The organism is Xylophilus sp. PBN-3R, assembly GCF_057747805.1.
In genome coordinates this window covers 949,952-972,075 of record NZ_CM173225.1, presented here as the reverse complement: position 1 = coordinate 972,075, position 22,124 = coordinate 949,952, and the positions used below count along the sequence as shown (strand labels likewise).

19 protein-coding genes and 1 pseudogene are annotated in these 22,124 nt (G+C 66.6%); 15 read left to right on the top strand and 5 right to left on the bottom strand.

Translation table 11 applies throughout. The features are described 5' to 3' along the window. The first annotated feature begins 20 nt into the window (after positions 1 to 20). The 11 genes from earP (at position 21) to AC3ANW_RS04405 (ending at position 12,621) form a co-directional block, all read left to right on the top strand. On the top strand, positions 21 to 1,091 hold the full coding sequence (gene earP, locus AC3ANW_RS04455) for an elongation factor P maturation arginine rhamnosyltransferase EarP (protein ID WP_488344000.1): 1,071 nt from the start codon (positions 21 to 23) through the stop codon (positions 1,089 to 1,091). 81 nt (positions 1,092 to 1,172) lie between these two features. After that, positions 1,173 to 2,114, top strand: a complete 942-nt coding sequence (locus AC3ANW_RS04450; protein ID WP_488343999.1) for a LysR family transcriptional regulator — start codon at positions 1,173 to 1,175, stop codon at positions 2,112 to 2,114. A gap of 220 nt (positions 2,115 to 2,334) precedes the next feature. Continuing rightward, complete coding sequence (locus AC3ANW_RS04445; protein WP_488343998.1) at positions 2,335 to 3,948, top strand: ABC transporter substrate-binding protein; 1,614 nt, start codon at positions 2,335 to 2,337, stop codon at positions 3,946 to 3,948. A 127-nt stretch (positions 3,949 to 4,075) separates the two neighbouring features. Then, entirely contained in the window at positions 4,076 to 5,107 is a 1,032-nt protein-coding gene (locus AC3ANW_RS04440; RefSeq protein WP_488343997.1) for an ABC transporter permease, read from the top strand. Then, positions 5,104 to 5,952, top strand: coding sequence for an ABC transporter permease (locus tag AC3ANW_RS04435; protein WP_488343996.1), 849 nt, complete (start codon positions 5,104 to 5,106; stop codon positions 5,950 to 5,952). The genes AC3ANW_RS04440 and AC3ANW_RS04435 overlap by 4 nt, the downstream gene beginning before the upstream one ends. Continuing rightward, complete coding sequence (locus tag AC3ANW_RS04430; protein ID WP_488343995.1) at positions 5,949 to 7,637, top strand: dipeptide ABC transporter ATP-binding protein; 1,689 nt, start codon at positions 5,949 to 5,951, stop codon at positions 7,635 to 7,637. Before AC3ANW_RS04435 ends, AC3ANW_RS04430 begins: the two co-directional genes overlap by 4 nt. After that, positions 7,634 to 8,623, top strand: coding sequence for an NAD-dependent epimerase/dehydratase family protein (locus tag AC3ANW_RS04425; protein ID WP_488343994.1), 990 nt, complete (start codon positions 7,634 to 7,636; stop codon positions 8,621 to 8,623). The genes AC3ANW_RS04430 and AC3ANW_RS04425 overlap by 4 nt, the downstream gene beginning before the upstream one ends. Then, positions 8,620 to 9,390, top strand: a complete 771-nt coding sequence (locus AC3ANW_RS04420) for an SDR family oxidoreductase (protein WP_488343993.1) — start codon at positions 8,620 to 8,622, stop codon at positions 9,388 to 9,390. The genes AC3ANW_RS04425 and AC3ANW_RS04420 overlap by 4 nt, the downstream gene beginning before the upstream one ends. A 13-nt stretch (positions 9,391 to 9,403) precedes the next feature. Further along, positions 9,404 to 10,870: an FAD/NAD(P)-binding protein gene (locus AC3ANW_RS04415; protein ID WP_488343992.1), complete on the top strand. Its 1,467-nt coding sequence runs from the start codon at positions 9,404 to 9,406 to the stop codon at positions 10,868 to 10,870. Positions 10,871 to 10,878: 8 nt separating this feature from the next. After that, positions 10,879 to 11,658, top strand: coding sequence for an SDR family oxidoreductase (locus AC3ANW_RS04410; protein ID WP_488343991.1), 780 nt, complete (start codon positions 10,879 to 10,881; stop codon positions 11,656 to 11,658). An 87-nt stretch (positions 11,659 to 11,745) separates the two neighbouring features. Then, the gene (locus AC3ANW_RS04405; RefSeq protein WP_488343990.1) at positions 11,746 to 12,621 is read left to right on the top strand and encodes a UDP-2,3-diacylglucosamine diphosphatase; all 876 of its coding nucleotides are present in this window, start codon (positions 11,746 to 11,748) and stop codon (positions 12,619 to 12,621) included. A gap of 17 nt (positions 12,622 to 12,638) precedes the next feature. Here the strand turns inward: AC3ANW_RS04405 and AC3ANW_RS04400 are convergent, their stop codons facing one another. Then, positions 12,639 to 13,805 (bottom strand): glycosyltransferase, encoded by a 1,167-nt coding sequence (locus tag AC3ANW_RS04400; protein WP_488343989.1) that lies wholly within the window; start codon positions 13,803 to 13,805, stop codon positions 12,639 to 12,641. Between the two features lie 402 nt (positions 13,806 to 14,207). Between AC3ANW_RS04400 and AC3ANW_RS04395 the strand changes: the two genes are divergently transcribed. Together AC3ANW_RS04395 and AC3ANW_RS04390 are read left to right on the top strand one after the other, a co-directional pair. Beyond that, positions 14,208 to 15,374: a GGDEF domain-containing protein gene (locus AC3ANW_RS04395; protein WP_488343988.1), complete on the top strand. Its 1,167-nt coding sequence runs from the start codon at positions 14,208 to 14,210 to the stop codon at positions 15,372 to 15,374. Positions 15,375 to 15,431: 57 nt separating this feature from the next. Next, a complete protein-coding gene (locus tag AC3ANW_RS04390) occupies positions 15,432 to 15,914 on the top strand; it encodes a GreA/GreB family elongation factor (protein ID WP_488343987.1) in 483 nt (160 codons plus the stop codon). A 98-nt stretch (positions 15,915 to 16,012) separates the two neighbouring features. On the opposite strand, the pseudogene AC3ANW_RS04385 reads toward AC3ANW_RS04390, so the two are convergent. Next, positions 16,013 to 16,513: pseudogene (locus AC3ANW_RS04385) on the bottom strand (hypothetical protein); the annotation flags it as partial. Positions 16,514 to 16,595: 82 nt separating this feature from the next. Next, a complete protein-coding gene (asd, locus tag AC3ANW_RS04380; RefSeq protein WP_488343986.1) occupies positions 16,596 to 17,471 on the bottom strand; it encodes an archaetidylserine decarboxylase in 876 nt (291 codons plus the stop codon). 69 nt (positions 17,472 to 17,540) lie between these two features. On the opposite strand from asd, the gene AC3ANW_RS04375 reads away from it, so the two are divergent. After that, positions 17,541 to 19,277, top strand: coding sequence for an aminotransferase class III-fold pyridoxal phosphate-dependent enzyme (locus AC3ANW_RS04375; RefSeq protein ID WP_488343985.1), 1,737 nt, complete (start codon positions 17,541 to 17,543; stop codon positions 19,275 to 19,277). On the opposite strand, the gene AC3ANW_RS04370 is transcribed toward AC3ANW_RS04375, so the two are convergent. Further along, positions 19,198 to 19,806: a hypothetical protein gene (locus tag AC3ANW_RS04370; RefSeq protein ID WP_488343984.1), complete on the bottom strand. Its 609-nt coding sequence runs from the start codon at positions 19,804 to 19,806 to the stop codon at positions 19,198 to 19,200. The genes AC3ANW_RS04375 and AC3ANW_RS04370 overlap by 80 nt on opposite strands. A 28-nt stretch (positions 19,807 to 19,834) precedes the next feature. Between AC3ANW_RS04370 and AC3ANW_RS04365 the strand changes: the two genes are divergently transcribed. Then, complete coding sequence (locus tag AC3ANW_RS04365; protein ID WP_488343983.1) at positions 19,835 to 21,229, top strand: glycosyltransferase family 4 protein; 1,395 nt, start codon at positions 19,835 to 19,837, stop codon at positions 21,227 to 21,229. Positions 21,230 to 21,241: 12 nt separating this feature from the next. Here the strand turns inward: AC3ANW_RS04365 and AC3ANW_RS04360 are convergent, their stop codons facing one another. Beyond that, positions 21,242 to 22,030 (bottom strand): fumarylacetoacetate hydrolase family protein, encoded by a 789-nt coding sequence (locus AC3ANW_RS04360; RefSeq protein WP_488343982.1) that lies wholly within the window; start codon positions 22,028 to 22,030, stop codon positions 21,242 to 21,244. Positions 22,031 to 22,124: the final 94 nt, after the last annotated feature.

Genomic DNA, 22,124 nt, shown 5'->3' with positions numbered 1-22,124 from the left:
AATCGGCATCGGGCACACACATGCGCTGGGACATCTTCTGCAAGGTCATCGACAACCACGGCGACCTTGGCGTCTGCTGGCGGCTGGCGGCGCAGTTGGCGGCCGGCGGCGACGCGGCCAGGCTGTGGGTGGACGACGGCTCGGCCCTGGCGTGGATGGCGCCGCAAGGCCATGCCGGCGTGCAGGTGATCGACTGGTCGGATCGGCATGCCGTCGGCGCTGCCGTCGGGGCTCCGCCGCCCGAGGTGCTGGTCGAGGCATTCGGCTGCGACCCCGAACCCGCGCTGGTCGAACGGTTCGCCGCATCGCCCGGGCCGCGACCTTGGATCAACCTCGAGTACCTTTCGGCCGAAACCTACGTCGAACGCATGCACCGGCTGCCCTCTCCGATGTTTCACGGACCGGGCGCCGGGCTGACCAAACATTTCTTCTACCCCGGATTCACCGACGCTACCGGCGGCCTGCTGCGCGAACCCGACTTGCTGCAGCGCTTGTCGCTTTTCGACCGCGACGGATGGCTGCGGTCGCAAGGCATCGCCTGGCAACGCGAAAGACTGGTCTCGCTTTTCTGCTACGAGCCGGCGGCGCTTCCCGGACTGCTGGACACCTGGGCCGACGGCAACCTGCCCGTCCTGTTGCTGGTCACCCCCGGCCGGGCCACCCAGGCGGTTCACCAGGCCCTGCCGAACGGCAGCCGGGGCCGCCTGCGTATCCATTACCTGCGTGCGCTGACGCAACTGCAATTCGACGAACTGCTATGGGCCTGCGACCTGAACCTGGTCCGTGGCGAAGATTCCTTCGTACGAGCCCTGTGGGCCGGCCGGCCGATGGCCTGGCAGATCTACCCGCAGGACGACAACGCCCACCACGACAAACTCGACGCCTGGCTGGACACCATCGAGGCCCCCGAATCCTTGCGGCGTTTCCATGCCGGCTGGAACGGCATCGCGGCGGGAGTGACCGCGCCGACCATCGAAACCCTGGCCGAATGGCAGGCCGCGCTGGGCCCTGCCCGCGACCGGCTGCTGCGCCAGCCCGACCTGCTGGGCCAGCTGCGCGGCTTCGTCGAACGGCTTCGAGCCGACGGCTGATACGGCCAGGGGCATGGTCCTTGCTTTTCCGGATGCGTCCTTAACGTTTGGTTAAGGCAGCAGCCGGCCCCAAGACCTTCTATGTCCCTGAACCTTCGCCAGATCGAGGTGTTTCGCGCGGTGATGACCACCGGCTCGATCCGTGGCGCGTCACAACTGCTGTTCGTGTCGCAGCCGGCGGTCAGCCGGCTGCTGTCGCATACCGAAATCCGCGTCGGTTTTTCGCTGTTCGAGCGCATCAAGGGCCGGCTCTACGCCACGCCCGAAGGCAAGAAGCTCTTCCACGAGATCGAGCGCATGTACCAGGGCGTGCAGCGGGTCAACGAACTCGCCCACGAACTGGCCGAAAACCGCCAGGGCATGCTGGGCATCGTCTCCAGCCCGAGCATCGGGCAGATGATGATCCCGCAGGCCATCACCGCCTTCCGCGAGCTGCATCCGCAGGTCAAGCTGACCTTCCAGTACCTCAACCATGGCCCGCTGAAGGAACGGCTGCTCAACCATCAGGCCGACCTGGGCGTGACCATCATGCCGGTGGAACACCCCAATCTGCAGGCCACACCGCTCAGCCAGGGTCAGCTGGTGTGCATCTGCCCCTACAACCATCCGCTGGCCCGCCTGGGCACCCTCACGCTGGCCGACATGCGGCCGTACCCGCTCATCTCGTATGACCGCACCTCGCCCTTCGGCCTGGTGGTCGAGCAGCTTTATCAGCGCAACGGCGAGACCCTGCGGGCGGCCATCGAGGTCGGCTCGCCGCAGAACGCCTGCTCGCTGGTGCAGGCGGGCGCGGGCATCGCGCTGGTCGACGAATTCTCGGTGCGCAACTGGCCGGCCCACCAACTGGTCGTGCGCCCGGTGGCCCATGCGCCGGTCTTGCAGGCCAGCCTGGTCCATTCACGTTTCGACCCGCTTTCCAAATTGGCACAGGCCTTTGTAGGGGTACTGCGCGAGCTGATGGAAAAACAGGGCTTCGAGCCGGCGCATGAGCGCCTCTTTCCCGCATTGGCAGCCGCCGCCTGAAGCGGCTTATCGCACCGCAATCGTTCAAAACCCGATGTTGTCACGCCGACTTGGTGCGTGTGGCGCACCCCTTCGGCGCTTTCCCGAAACGATTAACAAGAGGTTAAGGACGCCCGACAAAAAGGCACGCGACATCGGCGGCGGCCCCCATCAAGAATGGACCGAGAACCGCGTTTTCCCTGATCGATTCATTCCATCCAACCCTGATCGAGAGCGACCCATGAAGACCCTGCGTGCCCCCTTCTTCATCGCCAGTGCCGTTGCCATGGCCGCCATGCTGGCCAGCCTGCCGGCCTCTGCGCAAAGCCGCGCGGAGACCATCCGTTTCGTCACCGGCGGCAACGTCAACACACTCGACCCGACCATGCTCGGCTCCACCCGCGAGTCCTTCACCATCGGCATGAGCACCTATGACCGGCTGGTGTCCTTCGGCAAGAAGAAGCAGGGCGACAACTGGGTGTTCGACCTGGAGAAGATCCGCGGCGAACTGGCCGAGCGCTGGACCGTCAGCCCGGACGGCCTGAAGATCACTTTCTACCTGCGCAAGGACGCGAAGTTCCAGGACGGCGCACCCGTCACCGCCGAAGACGTCAAATGGTCGCTCGACCGCGCCGTCACCGCCAAGTCGCTGGGCGCGGCGCAACTGCTGACTGGCTCCATGACCAGCGCCGACCAGTTCAAGGTCATCGACCCGACCACCATCGAGGTCACCCTGCCCAAGGCCGACCGGCTCGCCCTGTCCAACCTGGCCACCGTCTATCCGATCATCATCAACAGCAAGGTCGCCAAACAACACGCCACGCCAGAGGACCCGTGGGCACAGGGCTGGCTGAAGGAACACACCGCCGGCAGCGGCGCCTATGTGGTCGAGAGCTTCAAGCCCGGCGAACAGATCGTGCTCAAGCGCAACGACGCCTGGAACCGCAGCGCCGACGGCAAACCCGCCGCCTTCAAGCGGGTCATCGCCCAGACCATCCCCGAAGCCGCCACCCGCGCCAACCTGGTCGAGCGCGGCGATGCCGACCTGGCCATCGACCTGCAGGCCAACGACGCCGCATCGCTGGCCGGCAAGGGCAAGGTGAAAGTCATCTCCACACCGCAATACAACGCGGTGAGTTTCATCAGCTTCAACACGCAGATGAAACCGTTCGACAACGTCAAGGTGCGCCAGGCCATCGCCTATGCGCTGCCCTACGACGACATGTTCAAGGCGGCCCTGTTCGGACGCGGCAAACCGTTGTTCAACGCCACCTGGAAGGACGGCCCGCCGAGCGCCGACTTCCCCATCGCCCAGCCGGTCAGGCTCGACCTGGCCAAGGCAAAGGCGCTGCTGGCCGAAGCCGGAATGCCCAACGGTTTCGAGACCACCTTCAGTTTCAACCTGGGCCAGGCCAACATCGCCGAACCCATGGCCGCGCTGATCAAGGAATCGCTGGCCAAGATCAACATCAAGGTCGACATCCAGAAGCTGCCCGACGCCCAGATGTCCACCCTGATCAACGAGAAGAAAGCGCCCTTCTTCACCGAGAACATCGTCGCCTGGCTGCCGTCCAACGATTATTTCTACCGTAACTTCTATACCGGCAACCAGCGCTGGAACTACAGCTCTCTGAACGATCCCAAGCTGGTCGAGATCGCCGAGAAGGCCCGTTTCGAAGCCGACCCGTCCAAGTACGCGGCCTATGCCAGGCAGCTCAACGCCATGGCCTTCGACCTGATGCCGCAGATCCCCATCTGGCAGGCCAGCCAGGATGCGGTGATGGTGTCTTCCCTCGATGGCTACGTGTATCAGTTCCACCGCCAGGTCGATTTCCGCGATGTCTCCAGGAAATGACCCCCAATCTTGCCCACTTCGTGTGGCCGCCAACCCCTTCCAGGGGGCAATGCTGGCGGCCCGGCAAAGCCGGTTCCGCGGCATTCCCCTGTCAGACACCTGCACATCAAGGCTTGAGTCCTAGTCCATGAGCCTGCTTGCCACCACCTTGCGCCGCACCGGGCGGCGCTTCGTTTCCTCCCTGCCAGCGCTCTTCGGCGTGCTGGTCTTCACCTTCCTGCTGATGCGGGTGCTGCCCGGCGACCCGGCGGTGTTCTTCGCCTCCGGGGCCAATTCGGGCAAGGAAGAAATCGAGATGGTGCGCAAGCAGATGGGGCTGGACAAACCCATCCCCGAGCAGCTCTTCCTTTACCTGAAGGACGTCGGCACCGGCCAGCTGGGCCGGTCGCTGACCACCGGCCAGCCGGTCACCGCCGACATCCGCCAGCGGCTGCCGGCATCGCTCGAACTGACCTTCACCGCCCTGCTCATCGCCCTGGTCAGCGCGGTGCCGCTGGGCATCCTGGCAGCGCTGAAGGCGGGCAGTCTCATCGACCATGCGGTGCGGCTTTTCTGCGTGGTCGGCGTGTGTGTGCCGACCTTCGTGTCCGGGCTCCTGTTGGTCTACGTCTTCTATTACATGTTCGGCATCGCGCCCGACCCCACCGGCCGGCTGGACGTCTTCACCAGCCAGCCGCCGCACGTCACCGGTTTCCTGCTGATCGACTTCCTGGCCGCCGGTGACCTGGCCGGCTGGTGGGCAGCCGCCCGGCAACTGATGTTGCCCGCGCTGACGATGGCGCTGTTCGTGCTGGCGCCCATCGCCCGCATCACCCGCGCATCGATGCTGACCGCCCTGGGCAGCGACTTCGTGCGCACCGCCCGCTCCATCGGCCTGCCGAACTGGCGCATCGTGGTGACCTACGCGCTGCGCAACGCGGTGCTGCCGGTGCTGACCATCCTGGGCATCGTGTTCTCGACCATGCTGGGCGCCAACGTGCTGGTCGAGAAGGTGTTCTCTTGGCCCGGCGTGGCGAGTTACGCACTCGACGCGCTGCTGGCTTCCGACTACGCGCCGGTGCAGGGTTTCGTGCTGCTGATGGCGTCCATCTTCGTGCTGGTCAACCTGGTGGTCGATATTTTGTACAGCGTCTCCGACCCACGGATTTCCATCGAATGAGTTCCAACACCCTCAACCATGTCGGCTGGGTGCTGCGCGGCAATCCGCTGACCGCAGTGGCCGCCGCTGGCGTCGCCATCCTGATCATCCTGGCCTGCATCGGGCCGTGGATCGTGCCCTACAACCCGACCGCATCCGACGTTTCCATCGCCCTGCAGGCGCCCAGCGCGGCGCACTGGGCCGGCACCGACCAGCTGGGCCGCGACGTATTCAGCCGCACCGTGGTGGCCGCCGGGCTGGACCTGATGATCGCCGCCTCGGCCGTCAGCCTTTCGTTCGTCGTCGGCGCCGTCATCGGCAGCATCTGCGGTTATGCCGGCGGCCGGCTCGACCGCATCGTCGGCCGGTTCGTCGACGTGCTGATGGCCTTCCCGCTGTTCGTGCTGGCGATGGCCATGGTGGCCGCGCTGGGCAACCGGGTCGAGAACATCGTCATCGCCACCGCCTTCATCAACCTGCCCTTCTACATACGTTTCGCGCGGGCCGAAGTGAACGTGCGGCGCAATGCGGGCTGGGTCGAATCGGCGCGGGCCTGCGGAGACTCTCACCTGTCGGTGATCCTGCGGTTCCTGCTGCCCAACATCCTGCCGGCGATGGCGGTGCAGATCTCGCTGAACCTGGGTTGGGCGGTGCTCAACGCGGCCGGTTTGTCGTTCATCGGCTTGGGCGTGCAACAGCCCACGCCCGAGTGGGGAATCATGGTCGCCGAGGGCGCCCGTTTCATCTCCACCGGCAACTGGTGGCTGGTGGCCTGCCCGGGCTTCGCGCTGATGATCGCGGTGCTTTTCTTCAACCTGCTGGGGGACGGTCTGCGCGACATCCTGGACCCGAGGATGCGCACATGAGCGACCTTTCCATGAAGAGCGAACAACTCCTGAAGCTCGAAGACCTGCGGGTCAGCTTCTCCACCCGCAAGGGCATGGTCGAGGCGGTGCGTGGCGTCAGCCTGTCGCTGGACGTCGGCCAGACGCTGGGCATCGTCGGTGAAAGCGGCTCGGGCAAGTCGGTCACCGCCTTCGCCATCACCCACCTGCTCGAAGCCGCCGGCCGCATCGTCGGCGGCAAGATTTCCTACCGAGGGCAGGACATCACCAAGGCCAGCTGGAAGACGCTGCGCAGCACCCACGGCGCTGCCATCAGCATGATCTTCCAGAACCCGCGTGCGGCCCTGAACCCCATCCGCACCGTGGGCCTGCAGATCGCCGACGCACTGGGTGTGCATTCGCGCCTGACGCCGGCAGAAGCCCGCGCCAAGGCGCTGGCGCTGCTGAAGGACGTGATGATCCGCGAACCGGAAAAACGCCTGGACGCCTACCCGCACGAACTGTCCGGCGGCATGTGCCAGCGCATCATGATCGCCATGGCCGTCGCCAGCGAACCCGACCTGCTGATCGCCGACGAGCCCACCACCGGCCTGGACGTCACCACCCAGAAGACGGTGATGGACCTGCTGGCCGACATCACCCGCCGCCGCGGCATGGCGACCATCCTCATCACCCACGACCTGGGCCTGGCCGCCCGTTATTGCAGCCGGGTGGTGGTAATGGAACGCGGCCAGGTGGTGGAAGACGCCGAACCGGTCAAGCTGTTCCGTTCGCCCGAACACCCGTACACCAAACGCCTGGTGGCGGCCTCGCCCACCCTCACGTCGACCATCGCCGACCTGGTGGCCGACGGCAGCTACCAGCCGGTGGACAAACCCGCCGCGCCCCTGCCGGCCGGCACGCCGCCGCTGCTGGAGTTGCAGAAGGTCAGCAAGTTCTACCCGGGCGGCATCACCGCGGTGAAAAACGTTTCCTTCCGCCTGCAGCGAGGTGAAAGCCTGGGCCTGGTGGGTGAATCGGGCTCCGGCAAAAGCACGCTGTCGCGCATGCTCTGCCGGCTGATCGACAACAGCGAAGGCGAGATCATTTTCGACGGCGAAGGCGTGAGCAACATACCCGCCAAGGACTTCCACAAGTCGCCTTTCCGCCGCGATATCCAGATCGTCTTCCAGGATCCGCACGACAGCCTGAACCCGCGTTTCAGCGCCTATGACTGCATCGCGCATCCGCTGGTCCGGCTGATGGGCATGAAACCCGGCGCCGCGCTGGACCAGGCGGTGAACGACTGCGCCCTGCGCGTCGGCCTGCCGTTGGAGTTGCTGGAACGTTTCCCCCATCAACTCTCGGGTGGCCAGAAGGCCCGCATCGGCATCGCCCGTGCCATCGCCTGCAAACCGCGCCTGCTGGTGCTGGACGAACCGACCGCCGCGCTGGACGTGTCGGTGCAGGCCGTCATCCTGCAGCTGCTCGACCGGCTGCGGCGCGAGGAAGACCTGGCCTTCCTGTTCGTCAGCCACGACCTGAACGTGGTCCGCATGATGTGCGACCGGACCATCGTGCTGCGCAACGGCGAAGTGGTGGAAGAAGGCCGCAGCGTCGACCTGTTCCGCGCGCCGAAGTCCGACTACACCCGCGCACTGCTGGACGCCATTCCGCATTTCGATCCGCATGGCGAACCGGTGCCGCTCGAAGTGATGCCGGCATGAAAGTCGTCGTACTGGGCGGTGCCGGTTTTGTCGGCATGAACATCGCCGAAAAGCTGCTGGCCGAGGGCCACGATGTCCATCTGTTCGACCGCATCGACCTGCCGCCCGGAGCGGCCGAAGCATTCGCCGCGCTGCCCGGCAAATACTTGCTGACGAAAGGCGACGTAGGCGACACCATCGCCATCCGGCTGGCCATCGCGCCGGGCGTGGATGCCGTGGTGCTGGGCGCGGCCGTCACCGCCGACGCGGCCCGCGAGACACGCGATCCGCAAGGCATCCTCCAGGTCAACCTGATGGCGTTGTCGCCGGTGCTGGAAGCCTGCCGCGATGCGGGTGTCGCGCGCATCGTCAACCTCAGTTCGGCGGCGGTCTACGGCCATGCCGCGATGGGTGATGCCGAGGTCGACGAAGGTACCGCACCCCGGCCCGCCGGCCTTTACGGGATCACCAAGTTCGGCTCCGAGATGATCGGCGAGCGCCTGGCGCAGCTCTGGTCGTTGGACTTCGTCAGCCTGCGCCTGAGCGCGGTCTTCGGGCCCTGGGAACGGGCGACCGGCCGGCGCGACACGATCAGCGCCCCGTTCCAGATCACTGAAGCCGCTCGGCTCGGCGAACCTGCCCTGCTCGATCGGCCGGGCGAACGCGACTGGGTCTATGCCAGCGACGTGGCCGACGCGGTTTCGCGGGTGCTGCAGGCGCACTTGCCGCGGCACCGGGTCTACAACGTTTCGTCGCCCTGGCGCTGGTCGGCGCTGGCCTGGGGTCAGGCCTATGCCGCCACGCGCCCGGGCTTCGAATGCCGGCTGGCGAACGATGGAGAAACAGCCACCATCGCCCTGCATTCCGCTGCCGACCGTGCATCGCTTTCCACCTCCCGGCTGCGCGACGAACTCGACTGGTCCGCCAGCTACGACCTGGCCCGTTCAGCGGCGCACCTGGCCGACTGGTGCAGCCGTTTCAACCCCGCATCGAAGGAATCGTCTTGAGCGTCTCGAGAATGGAAAACAAGGTCGCCGTCGTGACCGGCGGCGCGTCGGGCATCGGCCGCGCGACCGCACTGCTGTTCGCCACCGAAGGCGCCCGGGTCGCGGTGGTCGACCGCGACCTGGCAGCCGCCGGAGAAACCGCCGCGCTGATCACCGCGTCCGGCGGCGAAGCGATGGCTTTCGGCTCGGACGTGGGCGCAACCGGCGCTGCCGATGCGGACGCCGCCGCCGTGCTGGCCCGCTGGGGACGCATCGACGTGCTGGTGTGCGCAGCAGGTTTCAGCTGCGGCGGCACCGTGCTGACCACCGCGCCGGAAGACTTCGACGCCGTGTGGCGCACCAACGTCGGCGGCACCTGGCTGTGGGCGCGGGCGGTGATACCGGCCATGCAGAAGCAGGGCGGCGGCTCCATCGTCAATTTCAGCTCGCAACTGGCCCTGGCCGGCGGACGCAACAACAGCGCCTACATCGCGGCCAAGGGCGCAATCCTCAGCCTGACCCGCACCATGGCGCTGGACTTCGCGGCGGACCACATCCGGGTCAACACCATCGTGCCCGGCGCCATCGACACCCCGATGCTGGCGCGCGGTTTCCAGCGCGCCGCCGACCCCGAAACCGCCCGCGCGGCTTCGCTGCAGCGCCACGCACTGGGCCGTTTCGGCCGGGTCGAAGACCTGGCGCAATCCGTCCTGCACCTGGCCAGCGACGCATCGGCCTTCACCACCGGCACCGCCATGGTGGTCGACGGCGGATGGCTGGCGGGCTGAACCGGCTCAACCCATGAACGCCATGACAGAAACGCCTCTCGAAGCCCTGGAAGCCCGCGTCCGCCGCGAGTTGCAGAGCATCTCCCACCCCGCCCAGCCATGGCTGGAACCCCGCACCGGCCCGGACGGCAAACCCGCGCTCGACGTGCTGATCGTCGGTGCAGGCCAATCGGGCAGCGCCACCGCCTTCGGCCTGCTGCGCTCCAGGGTGGACAACATCCTGGCCATCGACGCCGCGCCGCTGGCAAAGGAAGGCCCGTGGAACACCTATGCGCGCATGCACACGCTGCGCAACCCCAAGAGCTACACCGGGCCCGACCTGGACATCCCCAGCCTGACCTGCGAATCCTGGTTCGGCGCGAAGTTCGGCGAAGCCGCCTGGCAGGCGCTGGACATGCTGCCCAAGGAACTGTGGGCCGAATACCTGCTGTGGGTGCGCCGCGTGACCGGTGTACCGGTGCAGAACGACACCCGGCTGATCGACCTGCGCCAGGCGCCCGACGGCGAACTGCTGCAGGCCGAAATCGAATCCGCCAGCGGCCGCCGTTTGCTGTATGCCCGCAAGGTGGTGCTGGCGACCGGCCAGGAAGGCGTGGGTCGCTGGGCGATTCCGTCCACCCTGGCCGGCCTGCCGGCCGAACGCTGCGTCAACTCCGCCGCGCCGGTGGACTTCAATGCGCTGCGTGGCAGACGAGTGGTGGTGATCGGCGCCGGTGCCTCGGCCTTCGACAACGTGGCCAGCGCGCTGGAGGCCGGCGCTTCGTCGGTGCACCTGCTCTGCCGGCGCATGGACATCCAGGTCGTCCAGCCCTATCGATGGCTCACCTTCCGGGGTTTCCTGCGCCACCTGTCCGACCTGGACGACCCGTGGCGCTGGCGTTTCATGCGCCACATCCTGGGCCTGCGCGAGGGATTCACCCAGCAGACCTGGGAGCGTTGCGCCCGCCATGACAACTTCCACCTGCACAGCGGCTGCAGCGTGCTCGCCAGCCGCATGGGCGCGGACGGGCGAACGGTGGAGCTGGACACCAGCCAGGGCCTCATGACGGCCGACTTCGTCATCAGCGCCACCGGCATCGAGGTCGACTTCAAGGCCCGGCCCGAGCTGGCGGGCTTCGCCGACAACATCGCCACCTGGGCCGATCGTTATTGCCCGCCGGCAGATGAACAGGACCCGCGCCTGGGCACGTTCCCCTACCTGAACGACGACTACAGCTTCGCCGAACGTTCGCCCGGCCGCACGCCGTGGCTGGCCCATGTGCACCTGTTCGCCATCGGCTCGACCGTCAGTTTCGGCGCGTCCGGTTCGTCGATCAACGCGCTGACCACCGCCGTGCCCAAGCTGGTTTCAGGCCTGACTCGCGGCCTGTTCCGCGACGACATCGAATCGCACTGGGAATCCCTGCTCGCCTACGACGTGCCGCAGGCGGTCATCCCCGAGAACTTCAAGAACAAGGCCCGTGCGGCCGACAAGGTTTAAGGCGACACATGGACCTCGGATTGAAAGGCCGCAGCGCACTGGTCTGCGGCGCCAGCAAGGGACTGGGTTTCGGCTGCGCGCTGTCGCTGGCGCGCGAAGGCGTGGCCGTGACCATCGTCGCGCGCGGTGCGGAGGCGCTGGAAGCGGCTGCAGCCGCCATCCGCGCGGAGACCGGCATGCCGGTGACCGCCATCGCAGCCGACATCACGACCCCCGAAGGCCGCACCGCAGCGCTCGCTGCCTGCCCGGCCCCGGACATCCTGGTCACCAACGCCGGCGGCCCCAAACCGGGCGACTTCCGCGACTGGGACCGCGAGCACTGGATCGCAGCGCTGGACGCCAACATGCTCACCCCCATCGCCCTCATCAAGGCGACGGTGGACGGCATGATGGAACGCGGTTTCGGCCGGGTGATCAACATCACTTCGGGCGCGGTGAAGGCGCCCATCGACATCCTCGGCCTGTCCAACGGCGCACGTTCGGGCCTGACCGGTTTCGTCGCCGGCCTGGCGCGCAAGACGGTGGCCCGCAACGTCACCATCAACAACCTGCTGCCCGGCCCCTTCGAGACCGACCGCCTGCGCGACACTGCCCGCCAGTGGTCGAAGCAGAGCGGCAAACCCGAGGACGTCGTGCTGGCCGAACGCCGCGCCGCCAACCCTGCCGGCCGCTTCGGCACCATCGCGGAATTCGGCGACGCCTGCGCCTACCTGTGCAGCGCGCAAGCGGGTTTCATCACTGGCCAGAACCTGCTGATGGACGGCGGCAATTACCCGGGCACCTTCTGAAGGCCTGACACGGTCTCGCAGGGGTTCACGCCACGGTCATGCGGCGTTGTCACGATCGGCTTCCATGCTGTTGTGAGGATTTAGCGCATGGACGATCTCGCTGCCCCAAACCCCCTGAAGGTGCGTACGGTCTGGATCTCCGACCTGCACCTCGGAACCCCCGGCTGCCAGGCCGCCGCCCTGCTGGACTTCCTGCGGGACGTGGAGTGCGAGACGCTCTACCTGGTCGGCGACATCATCGACGGCTGGCAGCTGCGCCGAAACTGGTACTGGCCGCAAAGCCACAACGACGTCGTGCAGAAGCTGCTGCGCAAGGCGCGCAAGGGCACCCGGGTCATCTTCGTGCCCGGCAACCATGACGAATTCGCCCGCCACTACGTCGCCCACAACTTCGGCGGCGTCGACGTGGTGGAAGACTGCATCCACGTCACCGCCGACGGCCGCCGCCTGTGGATCACCCACGGCGATCTGTTCGACGGCGTCATCCAGTGCGCCAAGTGGCTGGCCTATGTCGGCGACTCGGCCTATGAATTCACGCTGAAGGTGAACCGGCACTTCAACCGGCTGCGGGCGCGGATGGGCCTGTCTTACTGGAGCCTGTCGGGTTACCTCAAGTTGAAGGTCAAGCGGGCCGTCAGCTACGTCGGCGACTTCGAGGCCGCCGTCGCCCGCGAGGCCCGCAAACGGGGCGTGCACGGCGTCGTCTGCGGCCATATCCACCACGCCGAGATGCGCGACATCGACGGCATCCTGTATTGCAACGACGGCGACTGGGTGGAAAGCCTGACCGCCCTGGTCGAGCACCCGGACGGGCGGCTGGAAATCCTGGATTTCAGCGCGCGGCTGCAACACAAGCCGTTTCGCAGGAAAGCAGCTGCGAACGCCGCCGATGGCAAGCTGCCGGTCGTCCTGCCCGAGCCGATGACGGTAAAAGAACCGGCGGAAGAAACCCAGCCGGCCTGACCACCCGGCCGGCCGGATCAGGCCGGCATCAACCAGCTTTGGGCAGGCCGTGCGGGCACCGGTGCACGGTCCATCAGGCGGGAGAAGATCTCCGGCACTTCGAAGATCGCGCGGTTTTCGAACCGCTTCACCCGCGCCTGGAAGTGCGCCAGCCGCGCTTCCATGTCCGCCACGGCCGGCGCGATGCAGCGCAGCGACGGCAGGACGAGGCCGACACCGTTTTCCTTCACCCACTCGGCGTTGTAGCGCTCTTGCGGCATGGTGCCCGGCCCCGAACTGGTGATGACCGGCAGGCCCTGCTGCAGCGCTTCGCTCAGGCTGCCCGGGCCCGGTTTGCCAATGAAATAATCGGCCAGTTGCAGGTGCTGCGCCACCGCGTGGGTGAAACCCACCACCGCGTGCGGCGCTGCCGGATCCAGGGCCCGCAGCCGTTCGGCCAGCGCCTGGTTGTGGCCACACAGAAAGATCAGCTGCCGCTCGCGCAGGTCCTGGGCGATGCGCAGCATCTGCATGGAACCGTGACCGCCGAACATCACGATGCCGGTCGGCCGTGCGGGGTGCAGGCCCAGCGCCTGGCGGGCGATGGTTCGGTCGGCCAAAGGCGGGAGATAGAACGATGGCCTCAGCAGCATGCCCGAGGTCAACGACAACCGGTCGTCGGCATAACCCGCCGCCCTGGCCTGCGACAGCGCGCGAGGCGTGCCGCAGACGATGTGCTGCCGCTGGTCGCGCTCGATCCAGAAATGCGGCGGAAAGTCGGCCAGGTCGGTCAGCACCGTGGCGTAGGGCACGCCGGGTAGCTGGGCCTGCACCGAGTCGTAAAGCGCGCGGTTGAAATTGGGGATCAGCGAGACGACCAAATCCGGCGCTTCGTGCTCGGACCAATGCCGGCGGAGCCGGGTCACCAGCGCGGGATGAAAGAAGCGGATCAGGCGTTGCAGAAGCTTGAGTTCCTGCGCCAGGCCCATCGTCCAGCCGCGCGCCAGGCGCTGGTTGTAATAGGCCTCCGGCGCCGCGCCGGTCACCTTGCGGAACAGGCCCTTGCCGTCGAGCACTTCGAAGAGGTCGACCAGCCGGACGTCCCAGGGCCGGCCCTGGTTGCGGATGACTTCCTGCAGCGCCTGAGCCGCTGCACGATGGCCGCCACCGGCATTGAAATAGATCAGGTCAACGGTGCGCCTCATGGAGGCCAGCATCGGTGGTTTGGATGACCCGGGCGTGACACGGCTTCGTGGAGTGGCGGAGCCTTAGAATCCGCTCGCCATTTCCCTCCGGTCTTCCCACCCGATCGGGCTGCCACCCCTCGTTTTCGAGAGGCGGCGGTCGTAGCAGTGCTCCCCGTCCAGAAGCTTTATTGGCAAACCATGTCTTGATAGATATCCGGAGCCCTGCGAACCCGGTTGCCTGCTCCAGTTCCTGAACGAAGCACTGCAGCGGCAGACCGAGGCCATCGCCGCCGGCATTCCTGACTTCATGGCGGACTGGCTGCGGATATTCCGGTGAGATAAATACGATCAGCGTGGCTGATCATGGCCAGCGCCCACCATCCAAGACCGGCGCGCAGCACATTTTTTCATCCATCGACCATGGTTCTCAACCCCTTTACCCTGCTCGTCCTCACCTCGGCCATGGCCGCCGCATCGGCGCTGTACCTGGCCGCGGAATGGAACGGCGTTCGCGAACGCTCGCTGCTGCTCTGGAGCGGCGGGTTTGCCATCATTGCCGTGGGCTGTGTTCTGGCCCTGCTGCGTTCGCGTGGTTATGTGCTGTTCGGCATCTGGTTTCCCAACGGCCTGCTGATCGCCGCCCACTGGCTGTTCCTGGCCGGCGTTGCCGGGTTCGTGCGCGTTCGGCTGGCCCGCGCCTGGTGGCTGCTGGCCGCCGTCTGGCTGGCGATGCTGTTTCTGCCCGCCGGTCCCTGGTGGTCCAAGGCGATGCTGGGCATCCAGTCGCTGCTGATCGCAGGGACGACCTTGCGCGCCGGGCTTCTGCTGCGGCCGCACGGCGGCGCGCTGAGTCTGGGCGCGGCGCAGTTGCGTTTCGTCCTGCTGGCGCACGGCCTGTTCTACCTCGCTAAGGCGGGCTCGACCGTGGCGCTGGACGCCTTTGTCAACCTGGCCAGCTTCCGTGGCGCGGTGATCCTGGTCTCGCTGGTGGAAGGCGCGCTGGCAGTCATGCTGCTCGCGATGTCCATGGTCGGCACCGAGCGCCATCGCCGCGAGGAACGCATCGCGGAGATCGCCGCCCGGGACCCGCTCACCGCCCTGGACAACCGCCGCGCGCTCCATCAGCGCGCACCGGATCTGCTGCGCCAGGCCTCGCCTGCCAGCCCCGGCGCGCTGCTGCTGATCGACATCGACCATTTCAAGCAGGTCAACGACCTGCACGGTCACGATGCCGGCGACCGCCTGCTGGTGACATTGAGCGACCTGGTCCGCGACTCCCTGCCCGGCGGCGCCCTGGCCGCGCGGCTGGGCGGCGACGAATTCGTGGTGCTGCTGCCCAGCGTCACCGCCACGGCGGTGCAGGCGCTGGGCCGAAAGTTGCGCGAGGCGTTCGCACTGCAGGCGCGCTCGATGTTCGCGACGCCTGAGCCGGTGACCCTGAGCATCGGCGCGACCATGTTCGACCAGCCCGAGCTGGAGCTTTCGCACTGGCTCAAGCGGGCCGACGAAGCCCTCTACGCATCGAAGCGCACCGGAAGGGACCGGATGGAACTCGTCCCGTATCCGGCGGAGCGGGCGCACGGATGATGCGTTCCACCCGATAGGTATTCCGCCCGGATCACGATGCCCACCCCACCTTTCACCATGGATAAATTCCTGCTGCAGCAGCAGGTGCTGCAACGGCTTGCCGAAGACCTGCTGCAAGTCGAACAGGCCGCATTGGCTGCCCACGAAACCGCGACCCACGAAGAGAACATCGCCGAAAACAAGTACGACACACTGGGACTCGAAGCCGCCTATCTGGCCACCGCCCAGGCCCGGCGAGCCGAAGCCATCCGGCAGGTAATGACCGAGTGGCGGCAGTTCCGCCCGCGTCCGTACGACGCCAGCCTGGGCATACAAGTCGGCGCGCTGGTCTGCCTGGTCGATTGCGACGACCGGCAGCAGCGGCTTTTCATTGGTCCGGACGGGGGCAGCATGAAGCTGGTGAGCGCCGACCATCCGGTTCAGGTCATCAGCAGCGATGCGCCTCTGGGCAGGGCCCTGCTGGGCAAATGCGAGGGCGACGAGGTATGGATACAGATCCCGCCGAACCGTCATCAGTTCGAGGTGCTGCGGGTTCTTTGAGCCGCTGCCTCGCAGCGTCAGCCGCCGGTGCCGCGCTTCGACGTCTCAGGCCGGGTACGCTCCGGCACCTCGGCCGGCTGCTTTGCGGACTCATCGCTTTCCAGTTCGTCGTCCTCTTCCTTCGCATCGGCCATCGCCTCCGGCTCCAGCTCTTCGGCCGCACGGTTGAAGTAGACGAACACACCCCAGGCGGCCAACAGGAGCGCGGTGGCGGCGATGAGGGCGGCAGCGTACGGAAGCTGCGCGACGTCTTCATGCAGCGCCTGAAAGGTGGCCACCAGGCCTTCGACCGCAAGCGCCACCAGCAGCACCACAAAGAACCGCGACAGATAGCGCCGCACACGCGTCGGCGCGCTGATGTCGGCCTCGCGGACGACCTCTTCTTCCACGATGGTCTCTGCCACCTGCAGCGCCACGACGGCGGCCGCCAGCAGGCCGAGGGCTTCGATGATGGTCTGCGCGGCGGTCTCGTCCCAGCCGGCGGAGACGGCGCCCCATCCCACATGTGCGGCGATGGCGACCAGCACGAAACTGGCACAGGCGAACAGCAGGGCCATCAGCCCATGCATCACGGAAAACAGGCGCATCAGAAGTTTCAAGCGGACCTCGGTTCGGAGTCGCTCCAGGACGCCGGCGGCGGGAGCAACCGGAATTGTTCACCGCAACTTCCGGGGACTTGTTTCAGTACGTCTGCCGAAGCGCCGCGGCCTTCAGCAACGCCTGCCCCATGCGGATGCGGGCGCCGGGCTCGATGCCATCGCACAGGCTGAACCCGGCAGGCACGAACACCAGGATGGTCGAGCCGTGCTGGAACCAGCCCATCTCCTCTCCCTTGGCGAAGCGGGCCTTGCAGGGGAGTTCGTCGGCGCCGCGATAACGCTGGTGCAGCAGCAGATCCAGAAAATGCAGGCGCAGGCTGGCTACCAGAATCGCAGCGACCGGCACGATGGCGATGGTGTGCCCTCCCTTCTCCAGACGTGCCCGCAGCACCGCTCTTTCGTTGCGGCAGAACAGCCGTTCGACACGTGCCAGGGCGACGGGGTTGACGTTCCAGGTGTCGCCGTGGATGAAAGTCACATGGTCCACGGTGCAGTCGGCCGGCGCGTGGAATCGGTGGTACATGGCGGATGTCAGCCGCAGGGTGACGTAGCGGCCGCCCTCGAAAACGCGACTGTCCTGGCTGCTGCCGAACAGGTCCTGCATCGCATACGGGAAACCCTTGGCCTGAAAGACCTGGCCTGCCTGCACGGAACCGCAGGCGCCGACGATGGCGTCGCAGGGGCTGGTCAACACATCGGCGTCGGCGTCCACCGGCCGCGCGCCTGGAACCAGTTCACGGATGAAGCAGTCGTGCAGGCTGCTGAACTTCTTCTTGCGGGCGTCCGACAGATCCAGGTCGGTGAACACCCGCCACACGGCGATCGAAATCCGGCAGACCAGCGGGTTGCGGATCTGGCTGAACCAGCCCATCCAGCGGGTGATCAGCAGGCGCGGCACCCGATTGGTCAGCAGGAAGTTGAGGTCTTCCTGCTGGAGGATTCGACGCAAGGCATTCATTTTTCACGGTCCTGTCAATCAATACGGATACATGTGGGAGATCGCTGAACAAAGAGGCCACTCGAAGCCATGAACGAAACATTCGCTCTCTCTGCCGTCGCCCTCGCCGCCATGGCCTGGGCATTGCCTGCCGCGCGCCGGCGCCTGCAGCTTTCGCGTGCCAAACACCGTTCGCTGGGCGGGCATTCGCGCATGGCCAAGCGGCTGGCGGGATGGATTCCCGGATATGCCTACGACGAGGCTCGATTTTTTGGATCGGACGGCGCGCCGTTGGCGGTGCAGCAGCAGCGGCTGGCCGGTTTCAACCGGCTGTCGGCCGTGCTGACCGACCGCCACAAACGCAGCATCGCGATGACGGCCCGGGCCCGCGCAGGCATTTCGGACCTGCAGTTCACCGGCAGCTACCGCGTGCCCTTCCAATACAGCCCCTACCTCCGCGAACAGCTGCCGACCGGGAGCTTTCTGCAGGCGGCCGACGGCGTGATGGTGGAAGACCTGGACGGCCGGCGTTTTCATGACCTGACCGGCTCTTACGGCGTCAACGTGTTCGGCGTGGACTTCTACCGCGACTGCATCGCCGAAGGATCTGCCCTGGCTGCGCCGCTGGGGCCGGTGCTGGGCGCCTATCACCCCTGCGTGGCGGAAAACGTCGAGCGGCTGCAGGCGATTTCGGGGCTGGACGAGGTGTCTTTCCACATGTCCGGCACCGAGGCGGTGATGCAGGCGGTGCGCCTTGCCCGGTACCACACCCGGCGCAAACACCTGGTGCGTTTTTGCGGTGCGTACCACGGCTGGTGGGAAGACGTTCAGCCAGGCCCCGGCAACCCGCTGCCGCCGCGCGAGACCTACACACTCAAGGACATGGAAGAGCGCAGTCTGCAGGTGCTGCGCAGCCGGCGCGACATCGCCTGCGTGCTGGTCAACCCGCTGCAGGCGCTGCATCCCAACATCGGCGCGCCCGGTGATTCCTCGCTGCTGGACAGCAGCCGAAAAGCGGCCTTCGACCGCGCGGCCTACACCGCCTGGCTGCACCGGTTGCGCCAGGTCTGCACCGAGCGCGGCATCGTGCTGATCTTCGACGAGGTGTTCGTGGGCTTCCGGCTGGCTGCAGGCGGCGCGCAGCAATATTTCGGTGTGCAGGCCGACATGGTCACCTACGGCAAGACGCTGGGTGGCGGGCTGCCGGTGGGTGTCGTGTGCGGCCGGGGGGCGCTGATGAGAAGGTTCCGCGAAGACCGGCCGGTCGACATTTGTTTTGCCCGAGGCACCTTCAATGCGCATCCGTATGTGATGGGGGCGATGAAGGCTTTTCTGGACCGCATCGAGACGCCGGCCGTCCGGCAGATCTACGAAGGCCTCGATGCCCGCTGGGATGGCCGGGCCGCGCGTTTCAACCAGGCCATGTCGGCGGCGGACCTGCCGGTGCGGGTGGCCAACCTGTCGTCCATCTGGACGGTGCTCTATACCGAACCCTCTCGCTACAACTGGATGCTGCAGTACTACCTGCGGGAGCAAGGCCTGGCGCTGAGCTGGGTGGGCACCGGCCGGCTGATCTTCAGCCTGAACTACAGCGATGCCGATTTCGACGCGGTATTGCAGCGTTTCGTCGCTGCCGCCACGCGCATGCAGCAGGACGGCTGGTGGTGGCAGGACGCCGGGCTCAGCAACCGCGGCATCCGCCGCGGCCTGCTGAAGGAAATGCTGAAGGAACGGTTCCTGAAACCTCTCACCCATGCCGCACGTGCAGCATGGGGTCGATCAGTTCGCCGCGCATCAGGTGCAGCGGTGCGCGGTGGTACATCCTGATGTCATGAAACGGATCGGTGACGATCTTGTAGCCCCAGGCCAGGCCGGTCATCAGGCCCTGCTGCATCCACAACTGCAGCATCCGGAAGACCAGGCCGGCGACACCCAGGGTGAGCCAGGCCAGGCCGACGTGGTCCAGGTAAGCCATCAGATCGGCGCCCGGCTCGATCAGGCCGAACAGCGTGGGCTGCCACCAGACGACAGCCGGGATCAACACCCAGATGGCCATCAGCACCACCTTGCGGCGGATGTTGTAGCCGATCTTGATGTCTTCCTTGTGGGCGTCGGTGGCCTGGTTCACATGGTCGTAGCCGCGCGGCTCGAAAAAGAAATGGCCGGCCTGGCGGCTGGTCATCGACACACACCAGGCCAGTAACGCGGCCCAGGCCGGGTGCACGAACAGCAATGCATAGGCGATGACGAAACACACGGCGCTGAGCAGATGCAGGCTCTGGTTGATGCGGCTGTGGTGATAGAAGCGGTGGTCGTCCCAGCGCTGCACGGCGACTGTCTTGAAGAATTCGTTCACGGCACACCTCGATGGATGGAACGGTTGGATGGCCGCCGACCGGCGCGGCCGACGTGACGAAATGATGGCCAGCCCGGATGAAAGCGGCGTGACGGCGGTTTTGAGCAAAAGACGCGCGAACGTCACCGTTCTGTTGCACAAGCCGCGCAGCATTCGTGGCATGCCGCCCGCATTCGACATCGCCACAGCCACCGCGCCCGGGGGACTCGTCGTCGAACACTATCCGGCGGCTCAGCGCTCGTTGCGGGTGGCGTTTGTCAGCGAGACCTACCCGCCCGAGGTCAACGGCGTGGCGATGACGGTGGCGCGCATCGTGCGCGGCATGCACGGCCGCAACCACGACGTGCAGCTGATCCGCCCTCGTCAGGACCGGGTGGATGCCGCTGCCAGCCATGCCGGTTATCACGAGGTGCTGATGCGCGGCTTGCCGATCCCGCGTTACCCGGACCTGCGCATGGGTGTGCCGTCCAAACGGGCGCTGGTGCAGCTGTGGTCGCGCAACCGGCCGGACGTGGTGCACATCGCCACCGAGGGTGCGCTGGGCTGGTCCGCATTGCAGGCTGCGCTGCACCTGAAGCTGCCGGTGTGTTCGGACTTCCGCACCAATTTCCACGCCTACAGCAGCCACTACGGCGTGGGCTGGTTGCGCAAACCCATCATGGCGTACCTGCGCAAGTTCCATAACCTGTGCGCCTGCACCATGGTGCCGACCGAGGCGTTGCGGCGCGAACTGCAGGCAGAAGGTTTCCGCAACCTGATGGTGGTCACACGCGGGGTCGATACCCGGCAGTTCCAGCCGCAGCGCCGCAGCGCCGCGCAGCGCGGTGCATGGGGTGTGGCGCCGCACGACCTGGTGGTGGCGCACGTCGGCCGCATCGCCCAGGAAAAGAACCTCGACACGCTGCTGGCCGCGTTCGGGACGATCCGTGGCGACCAGCCCCGCGCCCGGCTACTGATGGTGGGCGACGGGCCGCAACGCGCCGAGGTACAGGCGCGCTGCCCGGCCGCCATCTTCGTGGGCCAGCGCCACGGCGAAGACCTGGCGGCACATTACGCGTCGGCCGACATGTTCCTGTTCCCCAGCCTGACCGAGACCTTCGGCAACGTGACCACCGAGGCCATGGCCAGCGGCCTGCCCCTGGTGGCCTTCGATTACGCGGCCGCGGCGCAACTCATTCGATCCGGTCACAACGGCTTGCTGGCGCCGATGGGTGACCGCGCCGCCTTCGTGTCGGCCGCGCGGGCCCTGGCAGCCGACGCCGGCCTGCGTCTGCACATGGGCCTGGCCGCACGCACCAGCGCCCAGGCGCTGGACTGGGACAGCGTGATCGTCCGTTTCGAAGGTGTGCTGTCCACCGTTGCCGGCGCGGCGCAGACCGCGACCGAAGGCAGTTTTCGGTCGTCCCGGCAGACGGTCGGCTAGCAGCCCGGGCGATCAGGCGAGCGTCAGCTGCGCTTCGCCGATGCCGTCGAAGCCGGCCTTGACGACCGAAGGCCCGTCGAGCCAGACCATGCCGCACCACGAACCGGTGGTCAGCACGCTGCCTTCACGTAGGCTGCCGTGGCGGGCGACCACGTGTTCCAGCCACTGCGGCGCGAACCACAGCGGGTCGCCGGCCGCATGCGCACCCCGGTATCGGCCGACCTGCCGGCCGTTCACCTCGAGCGTGGCGACCTGGGCGGCCCAGTCGACCGGGCGGAAAGGCGTCCATTCGCCGACCACCAGGGCGGCATTGGACTGCAGGTCGCTGGAACGCAATTCGGCGCGCACCTCTTGCTGGCCCTTCCAGCGGAAATCGACCAGCTCGATGCTGACCGCCATGGCGTCCAGGAAGGCCGCCGGGTCGTGTGCGGTGCGCAGGGCCAGGTCTTCCGGGCCGATGTCGCGGGCCAGGCGGAAGGCCACTTCGATCTCGATGCCGAGCCGGTTGAAGTCGGTGGCTTTCAGGGTGGCCGGTGACGCTGCCGTCCACGGCGGAGGAACCTGGGCGAATGCTGCGACCGAACCCGGGCCGGGGCCGCCGCCCTTCCACTGCGTGGGCTGACCGGAGTCGGCATTCCAGCCCATGGCTTGCGAAACAAGATCCTGGATGCGGTACACATCCGACTGCGGGAGCAATGTGGCGGACCAGGGGGCTTCGTCGGCGGGGATGCCGCTGCGGCGGGCCGCAACCAGGGCTGCGGCAATGTCTTCGAGTGCTGTCTGGGTCAAGATGAAATCCATGCGGGAGTCAAGGAAACGCCCGACAGTCTGCCCGAAATGACCTCAACGCGTGAAAGCGGTAAAATCAGAGGCTTTTCTAAATTCAGCCCGCTGT